A 15239-nucleotide genomic window follows, 5' to 3' on the forward strand; every position below is an offset into this window, starting at 1 on the left:
CGACTGCTGCACAACGCCGCCATGTCGGCCAGCCGCACAGCCGCCTGGAAAGGCTTTTATGAAGAGCAAAGAGCCAAAGGGTTCAGCACTACGCAGGCACTGGTGATACTGGCCCGCAAACTTGCCCGGATCGTATTTGCACTGCTGAAAGGGCAGAGCGAATACCAACCAAAAGCAGGTTGAGGGCTTTCCCTCAACCATAGAATCTCCCACACTGGATTTTCGGTGTTCCACTTACCGTGCCGCGGCACCCGGCGTCACCCCAAACCGCGTCCGATAATCACTCGGCGCCAGCCCGGTGATTTTCTTGAACGTCGCGCGAAACGCCCCGGGGTCCTGATAACCCACGGTCCAGGCGATGTGGTCAATGGTGCCGTTGGTGAACTCAAGCATTTCCCGGGCCTTGCCGACTCGCAGATGCTGGCAGTATTCCGTGGGTTTGAGCCCGGTGGCCGCGCGGAAACGGCGCAGGAAGGTACGTTCTTCCAACCCTGCTTTTTCAGCCATCGCCGCCAGCGACACATCGGTCGCCCCGGTGCTTTGCAGCCAGTGTTGCACCTTGAGGATCGCCGCATCGCCGTGGCTGAGGATCGGCGCAAAATTGCTGCCGCACTCACTGGCGCTGTCGCTGTGCTCCACCACCAGAAAACGCGCGGTGTTGGTGGCGATGCTTGGCCCCAGCAGCCGGTTGACCAGGCGCAGACCCAGTTCCGACCAGGCCATCAGCCCGGCGGTGGTAATCAGGTCGCCGTCATCGACAATCGGCGTATCGGCATTGAGCCGGATCGCCGGATAACGTTCGGCGAAGGCTTTGGCCGAAGTCCAGTGAGTGGTGGCGCTGCGACCGTCGAGCAAACCGCTTTCGGCCAACAGGATAGAACCCACGCAAACCCCGCCCAGTGTCGCACCGTTGGCATGTTGCTTACGCAACCAGCGGATCAGTCCCTGTGGTGCTTGGCCCGCGGAAAAACCGCCGATCGACGGCGGAATCAACACGGCCACCAGGGCGCGCTCCGGGCCGGGATGGCTGTCGAAGACCCGAACCGGCAGCTGATCGCCTTCGACCTGCCAATGGCTGACCCGCAACAGCGGCAACTGCGCAGACTGATGTTCGGCGGCAATCCGGTTGGCCACCCCGAACAAATCCGTCAAGCCATGCACCGCCGCCATCTGCGCGCCGGGATAGATCAGCACACCGAGTTCGGCGATTGCCCTTTCTGCGTCCATTGTCAGTTTTCCCCCTTCTATTGTCGGTGCGGCCAATCCTCGGATCGCCTGCCAGAGCCAATACTTCATTCCACACCAACACACACTTCGAGGAAACAGTCATGGCCAAGCAAGCGCTCATCGTAGTCGATATCCAGAACGACTACTTCCCCCAAGGCAAGTGGCCGCTGGTCGGTGCCGACGCCGCCGCCGACAACGCCGTCCGCCTGATCAAGGCCTTCCGCGACGCGGGGGATTCGGTGGTGCACATCCGCCACGAGTTCACCTCCGAAGAGGCGCCGTTTTTCACCCCGAACTCCGAGGGCGCCAAGCTGCACCCGAAAGTGCTCAACCGCGCCGACGAACCGGTGGTACTCAAGCACTTCGTCAACTCGTTCCGCGAAACCGAACTGAAATCGATCCTCGACGAACAAGGCATCAAGGAGCTGGTGGTCGTGGGCAGCATGAGCCACATGTGCGTCGACGGCATCACCCGTGCGGCGGCGGATTTCGGCTATACGGTCACCGTGATCCACGACGCCTGCGCCACCCGCGACCTGGAGTTCAATGGTGTGACGGTTCCGGCGGCGCAGGTTCATGCGGCGTTCATGGCGGCCCTGGCGTTTGCCTATGCCAGCGTGGTGTCGACCGACGAGTTCCTGTCTGCCTGAGTCTGCAACTAAATTTCACCGCCCATAAAAAACCCGCACTTCCAAGTGAAGTGCGGGTTTTGTGTTTCAGCTTGAGACTTGCAGCCGCTCTAGAACGGAATATCGTCATCAAAGCTGTCGAAATCCGGAGCCGGCTGAGGAGCAGCCTGCTGTGGAGCCGGGCGCGACTGTTGCGGCGCCGGCTGCTGTGGACGCGGAGCCTGCTGGCGCGGAGCGGATTGCTGGTAGTTGTTACCGCCGCCCTGGCCCTGCTGGTCGCCCTGTGGACGGCCGCCCAGCAGTTGCATGGTGCCTTGCATGTCGACCACGATTTCGGTGGTGTAACGCTTGATACCGTCTTTTTCCCACTCGCGGGTCTGCAGCTTGCCTTCGATGTAGACCTGCGAACCTTTACGCAGGTATTCGCCAGCGATTTCTGCAACCTTGCCGAACATCGACACACGGTGCCATTCGGTCTTTTCGACTTTCTGACCGGTTTGCTTGTCGGTCCACTGTTCGCTGGTCGCCAGACTCAGGTTGGTCACGGCGTTACCGTTAGGCAAGTAGCGAACTTCGGGATCCTGGCCGCAAGTGCCGACCAATATGACTTTGTTAACCCCACGGGCCATAACGTTCTCCTAGGCTACGCACGCTGCCCCGGCCGGGTTGTTCACCAGGCACTCAAGGGTGGTGCGATCCAATAGTTCGGTGTCCAGTTTGATGTAAATCGCCGCCTCTTCTGCGACGATGACTGCATCTGTTACCCCTACGACCGCCTTCAGGCGCTCGACCAGACCCGCTTCGCGCATCGCCTCGGGCGACAACGGCAAGCGCAGGCTCGTGACGTAGGGAGGTTCGCGCATGGTAACAGCAAAGGCCAGCCAGAGGGCAGCCAGACCGGCGCATCCGAGGAACACAACCGACAGACCGCCATGCTGGAACAGCCAGCCGCCAAGAATGCCGCCCAATGCCGACCCGAGGAACTGGCTGGTGGAATAAACCCCCATCGCCGTGCCCTTGCCGCCGGCCGGTGAAACCTTGCTGATCAGCGATGGCAACGAAGCTTCCAGCAGATTGAACGCGGTGAAGAACACCACCGTACCAATCACCAGAGCCCGCAAGCTGTCGCCGAACTGCCAGAAGAATAGCTCAGTGAGCATCAGCGTCACGACGGAGCCGATTAAAACTCGTTTCATTTTGCGTTTCTTCTCGCCGTAGATAATGAACGGGATCATGGCGAAGAAAGAAATCAGCAGCGCGGTCAGGTACACCCACCAGTGCTGCTCTTTGGGCAGCCCGGCTTTCTCGACCAGCGCCAGCGGCAAGGCGACGAAGCTGGACATCAACATCGCGTGCAACACAAAAATGCCCAGATCCAGGCGCAGCAGGTCCGGATGCTTGAGGGTCGGGATCAGCGCCTGGCGCGCGACACCGGACTCACGGTGCTGCAACGGGCCGGTGGAGCGCGGCACCATGAACATCACGATCACGATGCCGAACAGTGCCATACCGCCGGTGGCAAGGAACAGCCCGGACAGCCCGAAGGCACGGGTCAGCAGCGGACCGACCACCATGGCCACCGCAAACGACAGGCCGATGGTCATGCCGATCATGGCCATGGCCTTGGTCCGGTGCTGCTCGCGGGTCAGGTCGGACAGCAAGGCCATGACCGCTGCGGAAATCGCTCCGGCGCCCTGCAGGATCCGGCCGGCAATCACGCCCCAGATCGAGTCGGCATTGGCTGCCAGCAGACTGCCGAGGGCAAAGACGATCAGGCCCAGGTAAATCACCGGGCGGCGACCGATGCGGTCGGAAATGAAACCGAACGGAATCTGGAAAACTGCCTGGGTCAAGCCATAAGCGCCAATCGCCAGACCGATCAGGGCCGGCGTGGCTCCAGCCAGATCCATCCCATAGGTCGCCAGTACCGGCAACACCATGAACATGCCAAGCATACGGAAGGCGAACACCAGGGCCAGACCGCTTGCCGCGCGGGTCTCGCTGCCACTCATGCGCTCGCTGTGGGGATCGTGCATGGAAAAACCTCATGTGAACCGGCGGCGATTCTACCAGTCCCATCGATTGGCAGGGTATATCGCGACGCTTTGACGCGCATTGCTGACACACTCTTCATGTAAGACAGTAGCCCACTCGTTCGATAGTGTGCATCCATCCAGTATTTGGCCGTATACTCCTACGTTTTCGACGCCCGCCAAGCGAGGCCACTTTGGACAAGATCCTGATTCGTGGGGCTCGAACCCACAACCTGAAGAACATCGACCTGACCCTGCCACGGGACAAGCTGATCGTCATCACCGGCCTGTCCGGCTCCGGCAAGTCGTCCCTGGCTTTCGACACCCTGTACGCCGAAGGTCAGCGTCGCTACGTCGAATCGCTGTCGGCCTACGCCCGGCAGTTCCTGTCGATGATGGAAAAGCCCGACGTCGACACCATCGAAGGCTTGTCGCCGGCGATCTCCATCGAACAGAAGTCCACCTCGCACAACCCGCGCTCGACGGTCGGCACCATCACCGAAATCTACGACTACCTGCGCCTGCTTTATGCACGCGTGGGTATTCCCCGTTGCCCGGATCACGACATCCCGCTGGAAGCGCAGACCGTCAGCCAGATGGTCGACCTGGTCCTCGCCGAACCGGAGGGCAGCAAGCTCATGCTGTTGGCGCCCGTCATCCGCGAGCGCAAAGGCGAGCACCTGTCGGTTTTCGAAGAGCTGCGCGCGCAGGGCTTCGTCCGCGCCCGAATCAACGGCAAGCTCTATGAGCTGGACGAAGCGCCCAAGCTCGACAAGCAGAAAAAACATACCATCGATGTCGTGGTCGACCGCTTCAAGGTTCGCGCCGACCTGCAACAACGCCTGGCCGAATCCTTCGAGACCGCGCTGAAACTGGCGGACGGCATCGCCCTGGTGGCACCGATGGACGACGAGCCGGGTGAAGAGATGATCTTCTCCGCACGCTTCGCCTGCCCGATCTGCGGCCACGCGATCAGCGAACTGGAGCCCAAGCTGTTCTCCTTCAACAACCCGGCTGGCGCTTGCCCGACCTGCGATGGTTTGGGGGTGAAGCAATTCTTCGACATCAAGCGCCTGGTCAATGGCGAACTGACCTTGGCCGAAGGGGCGATTCGTGGCTGGGATCGACGCAACGTCTATTACTTCCAGATGCTCGGCTCGCTGGCCTCGCACTACAAGTTCAGCCTGGAAGTGCCGTTCAACGAACTGCCAGCCGATCAGCAGAAATTCATCCTGCACGGCAGCGGTTCGCAAAACGTCGACTTCAAATACCTGAACGACCGTGGCGATATCGTCAAACGCTCGCACCCGTTCGAAGGCATCGTGCCGAACCTGGAACGCCGTTACCGCGAAACCGAATCGGCATCGGTGCGCGAAGAACTGGCCAAGTTCCTCAGCACCCAGTCGTGCCCGGATTGCCGCGGCACCCGCCTGCGGCGTGAGGCGCGGCATGTATGGGTTGGCGAGAAAACCCTGCCGGCGGTGACCAACCTGCCGATCGGCGATGCGTCCGATTATTTTGGCGGGCTCAAGCTCACCGGCCGGCGTGGCGAAATTGCCGACAAGATCCTCAAGGAAATCCGCGAACGCCTGCAGTTCCTGGTCAACGTCGGCCTCGACTATCTGTCGCTGGATCGCAGCGCGGACACTTTGTCCGGTGGCGAGGCCCAGCGTATTCGTCTGGCCAGCCAGATTGGCGCCGGCCTGGTGGGCGTCCTGTATATCCTCGACGAACCCTCCATCGGCCTGCATCAGCGCGATAACGACCGGCTGCTGGGCACCCTCAAGCACCTGCGCGATATCGGTAACACGGTGATCGTGGTCGAGCACGATGAAGACGCGATCCGTCTGGCCGACTACGTGGTGGACATCGGCCCGGGCGCTGGCGTGCACGGCGGGCATATCGTCGCCGAAGGCACACCGGCCGAGGTCATGGCGCACCCGGACTCGCTGACGGGCAAATACCTGTCGGGCCGGGTGAAGATCGAAGTCCCGGCCAAGCGCACGCCGCGCAACAAGAAGCTGACGCTGTCGCTCAAGGGCGCGCGCGGCAACAACCTGCGCAATGTCGACCTGGAGATTCCGATTGGTCTGCTGACTTGCGTGACTGGCGTGTCCGGCTCCGGCAAGTCGACGCTGATCAACAACACCCTGTTCCCGCTGAGCGCCACGGCGCTGAATGGCGCCACTACCCTTGAAGCGGCCGTCCACGACAGCATCAAGGGCCTGGAGCACCTGGACAAGGTCGTCGACATCGACCAGAGCCCGATCGGCCGTACACCGCGTTCCAACCCGGCTACCTACACCGGATTGTTCACACCAATCCGCGAGTTGTTCGCCGGCGTACCGGAGTCCCGCTCCCGGGGCTACGGGCCGGGGCGCTTCTCCTTCAACGTCAAGGGCGGCCGCTGCGAAGCCTGCCAGGGCGACGGCCTGATCAAGGTCGAGATGCACTTCCTGCCGGACATCTACGTGCCCTGCGACGTGTGCAAGAGCAAGCGTTACAACCGCGAGACCCTGGAGATCAAGTACAAGGGCAAGAGCATCCACGAAACCCTCGAGATGACCATCGAGGAAGCGCGGGTGTTCTTCGATGCCGTACCGGCCCTGGCGCGCAAGCTGCAAACGTTGATGGACGTCGGCCTGTCGTACATCAAGCTGGGGCAATCGGCGACCACGCTGTCCGGCGGTGAAGCCCAGCGGGTGAAACTGTCCCGCGAGCTGTCCAAGCGCGATACCGGCAAGACCCTGTACATCCTCGACGAACCCACCACCGGGCTGCACTTCGCAGATATCCAGCAACTGCTGGACGTGTTGCATCGCCTGCGCGACCACGGCAACACAGTGGTAGTGATCGAACACAACCTGGACGTGATCAAGACCGCTGACTGGCTGGTGGACCTGGGTCCGGAGGGCGGTTCCAAGGGCGGGCAGATTATTGCCGTCGGCACGCCGGAGGAAGTGTCAGAGATGAAGCAATCTCATACCGGTTACTACCTCAAGCCGCTGCTGGAACGTGACCGGGCTTAACCGGGCCCCATGAAAAAGCCCCTGTCACTTCATCAGTGACAGGGGCTTTTTTGTATTCGCAGCAATCAGGTGTGGGATTGCAGGTAGTTCTCAAGCCCGATCAACTTGATAAGACCCAACTGCTTCTCGAGCCAGTAGGTGTGATCTTCTTCGGTGTCATGCAATTGAACCCGCAGCATTTCGCGGCTGACATAGTCCTTGTGCTGCTCGCAGAGCTTGATGCCCTTGCACAGCGCAGCACGGACCTTGTATTCCAGGCGCAAGTCCGCTTCGAGCATCTCGGTCACCGTGGTGCCGATATCGAGATCGTCCGGACGCATGCGCGGCGTGCCTTCGAGCATCAGAATCCGGCGCATCAGGGCATCGGCGTGCCCTGCTTCCTCTTCCATCTCGTGGTTGATTCGTTCGTAGAGCTTGGTGAAACCCCAGTCCTCATACATCCGCGAGTGGACGAAATATTGATCACGCGCGGCCAGTTCGCCGGTCAGCAACGTGTTGAGGTAATCGATCACATCTGGGTGGCCTTGCATCGCCCTACATCTCCCTGCTTGAAAGTTGTAGTTTGAACCAACATGCCCGTATCGTCACTCGCAAGACGCAATAAAAGCGAAGATATTCTGAGAAAACCAGCCGAAATAACGCAAAAACCGCCCAAACAAGGGCGGTTCTGCTTCTCATTTAGACTTCGTTAAGCTGTACGTTGAGCAGCTTTGCGATTGCTTCTCCATACGCCGGGTCGGCCTTGTAGAAGTGCTGCAACTGACGGTCAACCACATCACTCGACACACCCGCCATCGCACCGGCGATATTGCCAACCAACAGTGATTTCTGCTCTTCAGTCATCAAGCGGAACAACGCGCCGGCGTGACTGTAGTAATCAGTATCTTCACGGTGGTCGTAACGATCGGCGGCACCACTGAGGGCCAACGCGGGCTCTGCGTAACGAGGCGCCTGCTTCGGCGACTCGACGTAGCTGTTCGGCTCGTAGTTCGGCGTCGAGCCGCCATTGCTGCCAAAAGCCATCGAGCCATCGCGCTGGTAAGTGTTGACCGGACTCCGCGGAGCGTTGACGGGCAACTGCTGGTGATTGGTGCCGACACGGTAGCGATGAGCGTCCGCGTAGGCGAAGACCCGACCTTGCAGCATACGATCCGGCGACAGACCAACACCCGGGACCATATTGCTGGGACCGAACGCCGCTTGCTCGACTTCCGCGAAGTAGTTCTGCGGATTGCGATTGAGCTCAAGTTCTCCGACTTCAATCAGTGGAAACTCTTTCTGCGACCAGGTTTTGGTGACATCAAACGGGTTCTCGTAGTGCGCCGCCGCCTGAGCCTCGCTCATGATCTGAATGCACACGCGCCATTTCGGGAAATCACCCTGCTCGATGGCATTGAACAAGTCGCGCTGGGCGTAATCCGGATCAGTACCCGCCAGGCGCGCAGCCTCAGCAGGAGCAAGGTTCTTGATCCCCTGCTTGGTCTTGTAGTGCCACTTCACCCAGTGACGCTCACCTTGGGCGTTGATAAGGCTGTAAGTGTGGCTGCCGAAGCCGTGCATGTGGCGGTATCCGTCAGGAATACCCCGGTCGGAGAACAGGATGGTGACCTGGTGCAGCGCCTCGGGCGAATGCGACCAGAAGTCCCACATCATCTGGGCACTCTTCAGGTTGCTTTGCGGCAAACGCTTCTGGGTGTGGATAAAGTCTGGAAACTTCAGTGGATCGCGAATGAAGAACACGGGGGTGTTGTTGCCGACGATGTCCCAGTTGCCTTCCTCGGTGTAAAACTTCAAGGCAAACCCGCGCGGATCACGCTCGGTATCGGCCGAACCGCGTTCACCGCCCACGGTGGAAAACCGCAGGAAAGTCGGGGTTTGCTTGCCGACTGCCTCAAACAGCTTCGCGCTGGTGTATTGAGTGATATCGCGCGTCACGGTGAACGTACCGTAGGCACCCGAGCCTTTGGCGTGTACACGGCGCTCAGGGATGTTTTCACGGTTGAAGTGGGCCAGCTTCTCGATCAGGTGAAAGTCGTCGAGCAGCAGCGGGCCACGAGGGCCGGCGGAACGGGAATTCTGGTTATCGGCAACAGGAGCGCCACTGGCGGTGGTAAGCGTTGTGTTTTGGCTCATGCGATCTTCCTTCCTCTGTCGGTCTTGAACTGCCGGCTATCGGCTGAGAGGGAGTATTGATCATCAATATGACAGCCACAAATTCATTAACTTGCAGACATCGATAGAGAAAAACTAATGATCATCCCCATCACATCATGACGATGTGGACGAAGGAGACGCTTGTACAAACAGCGCGTTTCTTACAGGCACAAAAAACCGGGCACTAGGCCCGGTTCTTTGTTTCAGACTGACGTCTTACTCGGCAGATACAGCTTCGCCAGCAGTAGCACGATCAACCAACTCGACGTACGCCATAGGCGCGTTGTCGCCAGCGCGGAAACCGCACTTGAGGATGCGCAGGTAGCCACCCTCACGGGTAGCGTAACGCTTGCCCAGGTCGTTGAAGAGCTTACCAACGATAGCTTTCGAACGAGTACGGTCGAAAGCCAGACGGCGGTTAGCAACGCTATCTATCTTGGCCAAAGTGATCAGCGGCTCGGCAACGCGGCGCAGTTCTTTAGCTTTTGGCAGAGTAGTTTTGATCAGCTCGTGCTCGAACAGCGACACCGCCATGTTTTGGAACATGGCCTTGCGGTGCGAGCTGGTGCGGCTCAGGTGACGACCACTTTTACGATGACGCATGGTTCATTCCTTACCAAACACTACGTTCGGTGATTACGACGATCAGGCAGTCGCCTTGTCGTCCTTCTTAAGACTTGCAGGCGGCCAGTTGTCGAGGCGCATGCCGAGGGACAGACCGCGGGAGGCCAGAACGTCCTTGATTTCAGTCAAGGATTTCTTGCCCAGGTTCGGAGTCTTCAACAGCTCTACTTCGGTACGCTGAATCAGGTCACCGATGTAGTAGATGTTTTCCGCCTTAAGGCAGTTAGCCGAACGTACAGTCAGTTCCAGATCGTCAACCGGGCGAAGCAGGATCGGATCGATCTCGTCTTCCTGCTCGACAACCACTGGCTCACTGTCACCCTTGAGGTCGACGAACGCAGCCAACTGCTGTTGCAGGATGGTTGCAGCGCGGCGAATTGCCTCTTCAGGATCCAGAGTACCGTTGGTTTCCAGATCAATAACCAGCTTGTCCAGGTTAGTACGCTGCTCGACACGGGCGTTTTCCACCACGTATGCGATACGGCGAACCGGGCTGAACGAAGAGTCAAGCTGCAAGCGACCGATGCTGCGGCTTTCGTCTTCATCGCTCTGACGCGAATCTGCCGGTTCATAACCACGACCACGAGCTACTACGAGCTTCATGTTCAGGGCGCCGTTAGACGCCAGGTTAGCGATTACGTGATCGGGATTAACGATCTCGACATCATGATCCAGCTGAATATCGGCAGCGGTAACCACCCCCGAACCCTTCTTCGACAAGGTCAGCGTAACTTCGTCACGACCGTGCAGCTTGATAGCCAGACCTTTAAGGTTCAACAGGATTTCAATTACGTCTTCCTGTACACCTTCGATGGCGCTGTACTCGTGGAGCACACCGTCAATCTCGGCCTCGACTACTGCACAGCCGGGCATTGAGGACAACAGGATGCGGCGCAGCGCGTTGCCCAGGGTATGGCCAAAGCCACGCTCGAGAGGCTCGAGAGTGATCTTGGCGCGGGTTGGACTGACAACCTGCACATCAATGTGGCGGGGTGTCAGGAACTCATTTACCGAAATCTGCATGGATGCACCTATTTTCTAGCCCTTACTTGGAGTAGAGCTCGACAATCAGGCTTTCGTTGATGTCGGCGGACAGATCACTGCGAGCTGGAACGTTCTTGAAAACGCCCGACTTCTTCTCAGTGTCTACTTCTACCCATTCTACGCGGCCACGTTGGGCACACAGATCGAGAGCTTGGACAATGCGAAGTTGATTTTTTGCTTTCTCGCGAACAGCGACCACGTCACCAGCACGAACCTGGTAGGACGGAACGTTAACGGTCTGACCGTTTACGCTGATCGACTTGTGCGATACCAGCTGACGGGATTCGGCACGAGTCGAACCAAAGCCCATACGGTATACAACGTTGTCCAGACGGCATTCGAGCAGTTGCAGCAGGTTTTCACCGGTTGCACCTTTCTTGCCAGCAGCTTCTTTGTAGTAGCCGCTGAATTGACGCTCGAGAACGCCGTAGATACGACGGACCTTCTGCTTTTCACGCAGTTGGGTGCCGTAGTCGGACTGGCGACCGCGGCGTTGGCCGTGGATACCAGGTGCTGCTTCAATGTTGCACTTCGATTCGATCGCGCGCACGCCGCTCTTCAGGAAGAGATCGGTGCCTTCGCGACGAGCGAGTTTGCATTTTGGACCAATGTAACGAGCCATTCTTTACAATCTCCTGGATTACACGCGGCGCTTCTTCGGCGGACGGCACCCGTTGTGCGGGATTGGCGTCACGTCGGTGATGCTGGCGATCTTGTAGCCACAGCCGTTCAAAGCGCGGACTGCGGATTCACGACCTGGACCTGGACCTTTGACGTTGACGTCGAGGTTTTTCAGGCCGTATTCCAGCGCAGCTTGACCAGCACGTTCAGCAGCTACTTGAGCAGCAAACGGGGTGGACTTGCGGGAACCGCGGAAACCCGAACCACCGGAGGTAGCCCAGGAAAGAGCGTTACCTTGACGGTCGGTGATGGTCACGATGGTGTTGTTAAAAGATGCATGGATGTGGGCGATGCCATCAACCACTGTCTTTTTAACTTTTTTACGAGGACGAGCAGCAGGTTTTGCCATGATTAAATTCCTGTCGATTCGCTGGGGCGATTACTTGCGGATCGGCTTACGCGGACCTTTACGGGTACGCGCGTTGGTCTTGGTACGCTGACCGCGTACTGGAAGACCGCGACGATGACGCAGACCGCGATAGCAACCGAGGTCCATCAAGCGCTTGATTTTCATGTTGATTTCGCGACGCAGGTCACCTTCAGTGGTGAACTTCGCCACTTCGCCACGCAGCTGTTCAATTTGCTCGTCGCTCAGATCTTTGATCTTTGCTGCTGGGTTTACCCCAGTCTCTGCACAAATTTTCTGTGCAGTAGTGCGACCAACACCATAGATGTAGGTCAGCGAGATAACAGTATGCTTGTTATCTGGAATGTTAACGCCTGCAATACGGGCCATTCAGTGGGACTCCAATTGACAGCTACCTACGCCCCGGAAGCCAAGAAATAGGGCGCGAGATAATATCGCTGTAATAACAAATAATCAACCCGGCAGCGCACTAGCTGCCGGGCTTGAAGCACAATCACACTCAGCCTTGGCGCTGTTTGTGACGCGGTTCCGCGCTGCAAATTACTCGAACAACACCTTCGCGGCGAATAATCTTGCAGTTACGGCACAGCTTTTTCACCGATGCACGAACTTTCATCACCAACTCCTCGAACCTTATGGGTCAGCGCAGCATGCCGCTGCCGTAACCCTTCAGGTTGGCTTTCTTCATCAGGGATTCGTACTGGTGCGAAACGAGGTGCGATTGTACTTGGGACATGAAGTCCATCACAACCACGACGACGATCAGCAACGAGGTCCCGCCAAGGTAGAACGGTACGTTGGCTGCAACCACCAGGAACTGGGGCAACAGGCAGACGGCCGTCATGTAAAGAGCACCGAACATGGTCAAGCGAGTCAGAACGCCATCAATGTAGCGCGCAGACTGCTCACCTGGACGGATGCCCGGAATAAAGGCACCGGACTTCTTCAGGTTTTCCGCTACGTCTTTCGGATTGAACATCAACGCCGTATAGAAGAAGCAGAAGAAAATAATCCCTGCACTAAACAGCAGAATATTCAACGGCTGACCAGGAGCGATCGACTGCGAGATGTCCTGCAACCAGCCCATACCTTCAGACTGACCGAACCAGGCACCCAACGAAGCCGGGAACAGCAAAATGCTGCTCGCGAAAATAGCCGGAATAACACCGGCCATGTTCACCTTCAGCGGCAAGTGGCTGGTCTGCGCAGCGAAGACCTTGCGGCCCTGCTGACGCTTGGCGTAGTGAACAGCAATACGACGCTGACCACGCTCAATGAACACCACGAAACCGATAATCGCTACTGCCAGCAAACCGATGGCAACCAGGGCGAAGATGTTGATATCACCCTGACGTGCAGACTCGAAAGACTGCCCGATCGCTCTCGGAAGACCGGCGACGATACCCGAAAAAATCAACATCGAGATACCGTTGCCAACACCACGCTCAGTAATCTGCTCACCCAGCCACATCATGAACATCGCACCAGCCACAAACGTGGATACCGCGACGAAATGGAAGCCAAAGTCACCAGTGAACGCAACGCCCTGCCCCGCCAGACCAATGGACATGCCAATGGCCTGGACGAGAGCGAGGACGACAGTGCCGTAGCGGGTGTACTGGCTGATCTTGCGACGGCCAGCTTCACCTTCCTTCTTCAACTGCTCCAGCTGCGGGCTGACGGCGGTCATCAGTTGCATGATGATCGATGCCGAGATGTACGGCATGATCCCCAGTGCAAAGATGCTCATCCGTTCCAGCGCGCCGCCGGAAAACATGTTGAACAAGCTAAGAATGGTCCCCTCATTCTGTCGAAACAGGTCCGCGAGTCGGTCCGGGTTGATACCTGGAACCGGGATGTGTGCGCCTATTCGGTAGACGATAATCGCCAGGAACAGAAAACGCAGACGAGCCCAGAGTTCAGACATACCGCCTTTGCCGAGCGCAGAGAGAGCACCTTGCTTAGCCATTTATTCCTCGAACTTGCCGCCAGCTGCTTCGATAGCCGCACGCGCACCTTTGGTGGCGCCGATTCCCTTGCCGATAGTGACAGCGCGAGTCACTTCACCGGACAGCATGATTTTCACACGCTGTACGTTGACGTTGATCACGTTGGCATCTTTCAGGGACTGCACGGTGACGATGTCGCCTTCCACTTTAGCCAGCTCGGACAGACGCACTTCTGCGCGATCCATGGCCTTCAGGGAAACGAAACCGAACTTCGGCAGGCGACGATGCAGCGGCTGTTGACCGCCTTCAAAGCCTGGAGCAATGGTGCCACCGGAGCGGGAGGTCTGACCTTTGTGACCACGGCCACCAGTCTTACCCAAACCGCTACCGATACCACGGCCCGGACGATGCTTTTCGCGACGGGAACCCGGCGCTGGACTCAGATCATTGAGTTTCATCGATTAACCCTCGACACGCAGCATGTAGTAAGCCTTGTTGATCATCCCGCGATTCTCGGGAGTATCCTGGACTTCTACAGTGTGACCGATGCGACGCAGACCCAGACCCTTAACGCACAGTTTGTGGTTAGGGATGCGGCCGGTCATGCTTTTGATCAGCGTTACTTTTACGGTAGCCATGATCAGAAGATCTCCTTGACGCTTTTGCCACGCTTGGCGGCAATGGATTCAGGAGACTGCATTGCTTTCAAACCCTTGAAAGTGGCGTGAACCACGTTTACCGGGTTAGTCGAGCCGTAGCACTTGGCCAGAACGTTCTGAACGCCAGCAACTTCGAGGACAGCACGCATAGCGCCGCCAGCGATGATACCGGTACCTTCAGAAGCAGGCTGCATGTACACCTTCGAAGCGCCGTGAGCGGACTTCATTGCGTACTGCAGAGTAGTGCCGTTCAGGTCAACTTGAATCATGTTGCGGCGAGCAGCTTCCATTGCCTTCTGGATCGCAGCAGGCACTTCACGCGACTTGCCACGGCCGAAGCCAACACGCCCTTTACCATCACCAACCACGGTCAACGCGGTGAAAGTGAAGATACGGCCGCCTTTAACGGTTTTGGCTACGCGGTTAACTTGAACCAGCTTCTCAATGTAGCCTTCGTCGCGCTTTTGGTCGTTATTTGACATAACTTAGAACTCCAGCCCAGCTTCACGAGCAGCATCAGCCAGCGCTTTAACGCGGCCGTGGTACTTGAAGCCAGAGCGGTCGAAAGCCACTTGCGAGACGCCAGCGGCCTTAGCACGCGTAGCGACCAGCTGGCCAACCTTTGTGGCCGCGTCGATGTTGCCGGTGGCACCATCACGCAGTTCTTTATCCAAAGTCGAGGCGCTTGCCAGGACTTTGTTGCCGTCGGCCGAGATGACCTGGGCGTAGATGTGCTGCGACGAGCGGAACACGCAGAGACGCACGACTTCGAGTTCGTGCATTTTCAGGCGTGCTTTGCGAGCGCGACGCAGTCGAGTAACTTTTTTGTCGGTCATTTGCTAT

The 15239-nt window shown here is 58.1% G+C and carries 18 protein-coding genes and 1 pseudogene; 3 read left to right on the forward strand and 16 right to left on the reverse strand.

Features of this window, described 5'->3' with window-relative positions; genetic code table 11:
- Nucleotides 1-183: pseudogene (locus tag AC1DVE_RS27225) on the forward strand (IS110 family transposase); the annotation flags it as partial.
- 51 nt (nucleotides 184-234) lie between these two features.
- Here AC1DVE_RS27225 and AC1DVE_RS27230 read toward each other — a convergent pair.
- Nucleotides 235-1227 (reverse strand): GlxA family transcriptional regulator, encoded by a 993-nt coding sequence (locus AC1DVE_RS27230; protein WP_223453671.1) that lies wholly within the window; start codon nucleotides 1225-1227, stop codon nucleotides 235-237.
- 101 nt (nucleotides 1228-1328) lie between these two features.
- Between AC1DVE_RS27230 and AC1DVE_RS27235 the strand changes: the two genes are divergently transcribed.
- Entirely contained in the window at nucleotides 1329-1877 is a 549-nt protein-coding gene (locus AC1DVE_RS27235) for a cysteine hydrolase family protein (RefSeq protein WP_223453673.1), read from the forward strand.
- 89 nt (nucleotides 1878-1966) lie between these two features.
- On the opposite strand, the gene AC1DVE_RS27240 is transcribed toward AC1DVE_RS27235, so the two are convergent.
- Together AC1DVE_RS27240 and AC1DVE_RS27245 are read right to left on the reverse strand one after the other, a co-directional pair.
- On the reverse strand, nucleotides 1967-2485 hold the full coding sequence (locus AC1DVE_RS27240; protein WP_223534543.1) for a single-stranded DNA-binding protein: 519 nt from the start codon (nucleotides 2483-2485) through the stop codon (nucleotides 1967-1969).
- A gap of 9 nt (nucleotides 2486-2494) precedes the next feature.
- A complete protein-coding gene (locus tag AC1DVE_RS27245; protein WP_223453675.1) occupies nucleotides 2495-3892 on the reverse strand; it encodes an MFS transporter in 1398 nt (465 codons plus the stop codon).
- A gap of 191 nt (nucleotides 3893-4083) precedes the next feature.
- On the opposite strand from AC1DVE_RS27245, the gene uvrA reads away from it, so the two are divergent.
- Nucleotides 4084-6918 carry an excinuclease ABC subunit UvrA gene (gene uvrA / locus AC1DVE_RS27250; RefSeq protein ID WP_057713101.1) on the forward strand — a complete coding sequence of 945 codons (2835 nt, stop codon included), beginning with the start codon at nucleotides 4084-4086 and terminating at the stop codon, nucleotides 6916-6918.
- A 65-nt stretch (nucleotides 6919-6983) separates the two neighbouring features.
- Here uvrA and bfr read toward each other — a convergent pair whose 3' ends face one another.
- The 13 genes from bfr to rplR form a co-directional block, all read right to left on the reverse strand.
- Nucleotides 6984-7448, reverse strand: a complete 465-nt coding sequence (bfr, locus tag AC1DVE_RS27255; protein WP_223453677.1) for a bacterioferritin — start codon at nucleotides 7446-7448, stop codon at nucleotides 6984-6986.
- A 148-nt stretch (nucleotides 7449-7596) separates the two neighbouring features.
- Nucleotides 7597-9051, reverse strand: coding sequence for a catalase (locus AC1DVE_RS27260; protein ID WP_223453678.1), 1455 nt, complete (start codon nucleotides 9049-9051; stop codon nucleotides 7597-7599).
- Nucleotides 9052-9288: 237 nt separating this feature from the next.
- A complete protein-coding gene (gene rplQ, locus AC1DVE_RS27265) occupies nucleotides 9289-9675 on the reverse strand; it encodes a 50S ribosomal protein L17 (protein ID WP_046041617.1) in 387 nt (128 codons plus the stop codon).
- Between the two features lie 42 nt (nucleotides 9676-9717).
- Complete coding sequence (locus AC1DVE_RS27270) at nucleotides 9718-10719, reverse strand: DNA-directed RNA polymerase subunit alpha (protein ID WP_007970428.1); 1002 nt, start codon at nucleotides 10717-10719, stop codon at nucleotides 9718-9720.
- 22 nt (nucleotides 10720-10741) lie between these two features.
- Nucleotides 10742-11362 (reverse strand): 30S ribosomal protein S4, encoded by a 621-nt coding sequence (rpsD, locus tag AC1DVE_RS27275; RefSeq protein ID WP_003176404.1) that lies wholly within the window; start codon nucleotides 11360-11362, stop codon nucleotides 10742-10744.
- An 18-nt stretch (nucleotides 11363-11380) separates the two neighbouring features.
- Nucleotides 11381-11770 (reverse strand): 30S ribosomal protein S11, encoded by a 390-nt coding sequence (gene rpsK / locus AC1DVE_RS27280; protein ID WP_002555466.1) that lies wholly within the window; start codon nucleotides 11768-11770, stop codon nucleotides 11381-11383.
- Between the two features lie 30 nt (nucleotides 11771-11800).
- Nucleotides 11801-12157 carry a 30S ribosomal protein S13 gene (gene rpsM, locus AC1DVE_RS27285; protein ID WP_009045849.1) on the reverse strand — a complete coding sequence of 119 codons (357 nt, stop codon included), beginning with the start codon at nucleotides 12155-12157 and terminating at the stop codon, nucleotides 11801-11803.
- A gap of 130 nt (nucleotides 12158-12287) precedes the next feature.
- Nucleotides 12288-12404 carry a 50S ribosomal protein L36 gene (rpmJ, locus tag AC1DVE_RS27290; RefSeq protein ID WP_002555468.1) on the reverse strand — a complete coding sequence of 39 codons (117 nt, stop codon included), beginning with the start codon at nucleotides 12402-12404 and terminating at the stop codon, nucleotides 12288-12290.
- Between the two features lie 24 nt (nucleotides 12405-12428).
- Entirely contained in the window at nucleotides 12429-13757 is a 1329-nt protein-coding gene (gene secY, locus AC1DVE_RS27295) for a preprotein translocase subunit SecY (RefSeq protein ID WP_003228718.1), read from the reverse strand.
- Nucleotides 13758-14195, reverse strand: coding sequence for a 50S ribosomal protein L15 (gene rplO / locus AC1DVE_RS27300; RefSeq protein ID WP_003228720.1), 438 nt, complete (start codon nucleotides 14193-14195; stop codon nucleotides 13758-13760).
- Nucleotides 14196-14198: 3 nt separating this feature from the next.
- The gene (gene rpmD, locus AC1DVE_RS27305) at nucleotides 14199-14375 is read right to left on the reverse strand and encodes a 50S ribosomal protein L30 (protein WP_003176408.1); all 177 of its coding nucleotides are present in this window, start codon (nucleotides 14373-14375) and stop codon (nucleotides 14199-14201) included.
- A gap of 2 nt (nucleotides 14376-14377) precedes the next feature.
- Complete coding sequence (rpsE, locus tag AC1DVE_RS27310) at nucleotides 14378-14878, reverse strand: 30S ribosomal protein S5 (protein ID WP_003186035.1); 501 nt, start codon at nucleotides 14876-14878, stop codon at nucleotides 14378-14380.
- Nucleotides 14879-14881: 3 nt separating this feature from the next.
- Nucleotides 14882-15232, reverse strand: coding sequence for a 50S ribosomal protein L18 (gene rplR / locus AC1DVE_RS27315; protein WP_003186037.1), 351 nt, complete (start codon nucleotides 15230-15232; stop codon nucleotides 14882-14884).
- Nucleotides 15233-15239: the final 7 nt, after the last annotated feature.

The organism is Pseudomonas sp. P4_B4 (assembly GCF_056402255.1).

Bases quoted from the DNA above. Each gene is read 5' to 3' on its own strand.
- AC1DVE_RS27245 (WP_223453675.1), bottom strand. From the start codon at position 3,892: ATGCACGATCCCCACAGCGAGCGCATGAGTGGCAGCGAGACCCGCGCG.
- rplQ (WP_046041617.1), bottom strand. From the start codon at position 9,675: ATGCGTCATCGTAAAAGTGGTCGTCACCTGAGCCGCACCAGCTCGCAC.
- secY (WP_003228718.1), bottom strand. From the start codon at position 13,757: ATGGCTAAGCAAGGTGCTCTCTCTGCGCTCGGCAAAGGCGGTATGTCT.
- rpsD (WP_003176404.1), bottom strand. From the start codon at position 11,362: ATGGCTCGTTACATTGGTCCAAAATGCAAACTCGCTCGTCGCGAAGGC.
- bfr (WP_223453677.1), bottom strand. From the start codon at position 7,448: ATGCAAGGCCACCCAGATGTGATCGATTACCTCAACACGTTGCTGACC.
- AC1DVE_RS27260 (WP_223453678.1), bottom strand. From the start codon at position 9,051: ATGAGCCAAAACACAACGCTTACCACCGCCAGTGGCGCTCCTGTTGCC.
- rplR (WP_003186037.1), bottom strand. From the start codon at position 15,232: ATGACCGACAAAAAAGTTACTCGACTGCGTCGCGCTCGCAAAGCACGC.
- rpsE (WP_003186035.1), bottom strand. From the start codon at position 14,878: ATGTCAAATAACGACCAAAAGCGCGACGAAGGCTACATTGAGAAGCTG.
- AC1DVE_RS27240 (WP_223534543.1), bottom strand. From the start codon at position 2,485: ATGGCCCGTGGGGTTAACAAAGTCATATTGGTCGGCACTTGCGGCCAG.
- AC1DVE_RS27230 (WP_223453671.1), bottom strand. From the start codon at position 1,227: ATGGACGCAGAAAGGGCAATCGCCGAACTCGGTGTGCTGATCTATCCC.
- rpsM (WP_009045849.1), bottom strand. From the start codon at position 12,157: ATGGCCCGTATTGCAGGCGTTAACATTCCAGATAACAAGCATACTGTT.
- AC1DVE_RS27235 (WP_223453673.1), top strand. From the start codon at position 1,329: ATGGCCAAGCAAGCGCTCATCGTAGTCGATATCCAGAACGACTACTTC.
- rpmD (WP_003176408.1), bottom strand. From the start codon at position 14,375: ATGGCTACCGTAAAAGTAACGCTGATCAAAAGCATGACCGGCCGCATC.
- rpmJ (WP_002555468.1), bottom strand. From the start codon at position 12,404: ATGAAAGTTCGTGCATCGGTGAAAAAGCTGTGCCGTAACTGCAAGATT.
- rplO (WP_003228720.1), bottom strand. From the start codon at position 14,195: ATGAAACTCAATGATCTGAGTCCAGCGCCGGGTTCCCGTCGCGAAAAG.
- AC1DVE_RS27270 (WP_007970428.1), bottom strand. From the start codon at position 10,719: ATGCAGATTTCGGTAAATGAGTTCCTGACACCCCGCCACATTGATGTG.
- rpsK (WP_002555466.1), bottom strand. From the start codon at position 11,770: ATGGCAAAACCTGCTGCTCGTCCTCGTAAAAAAGTTAAAAAGACAGTG.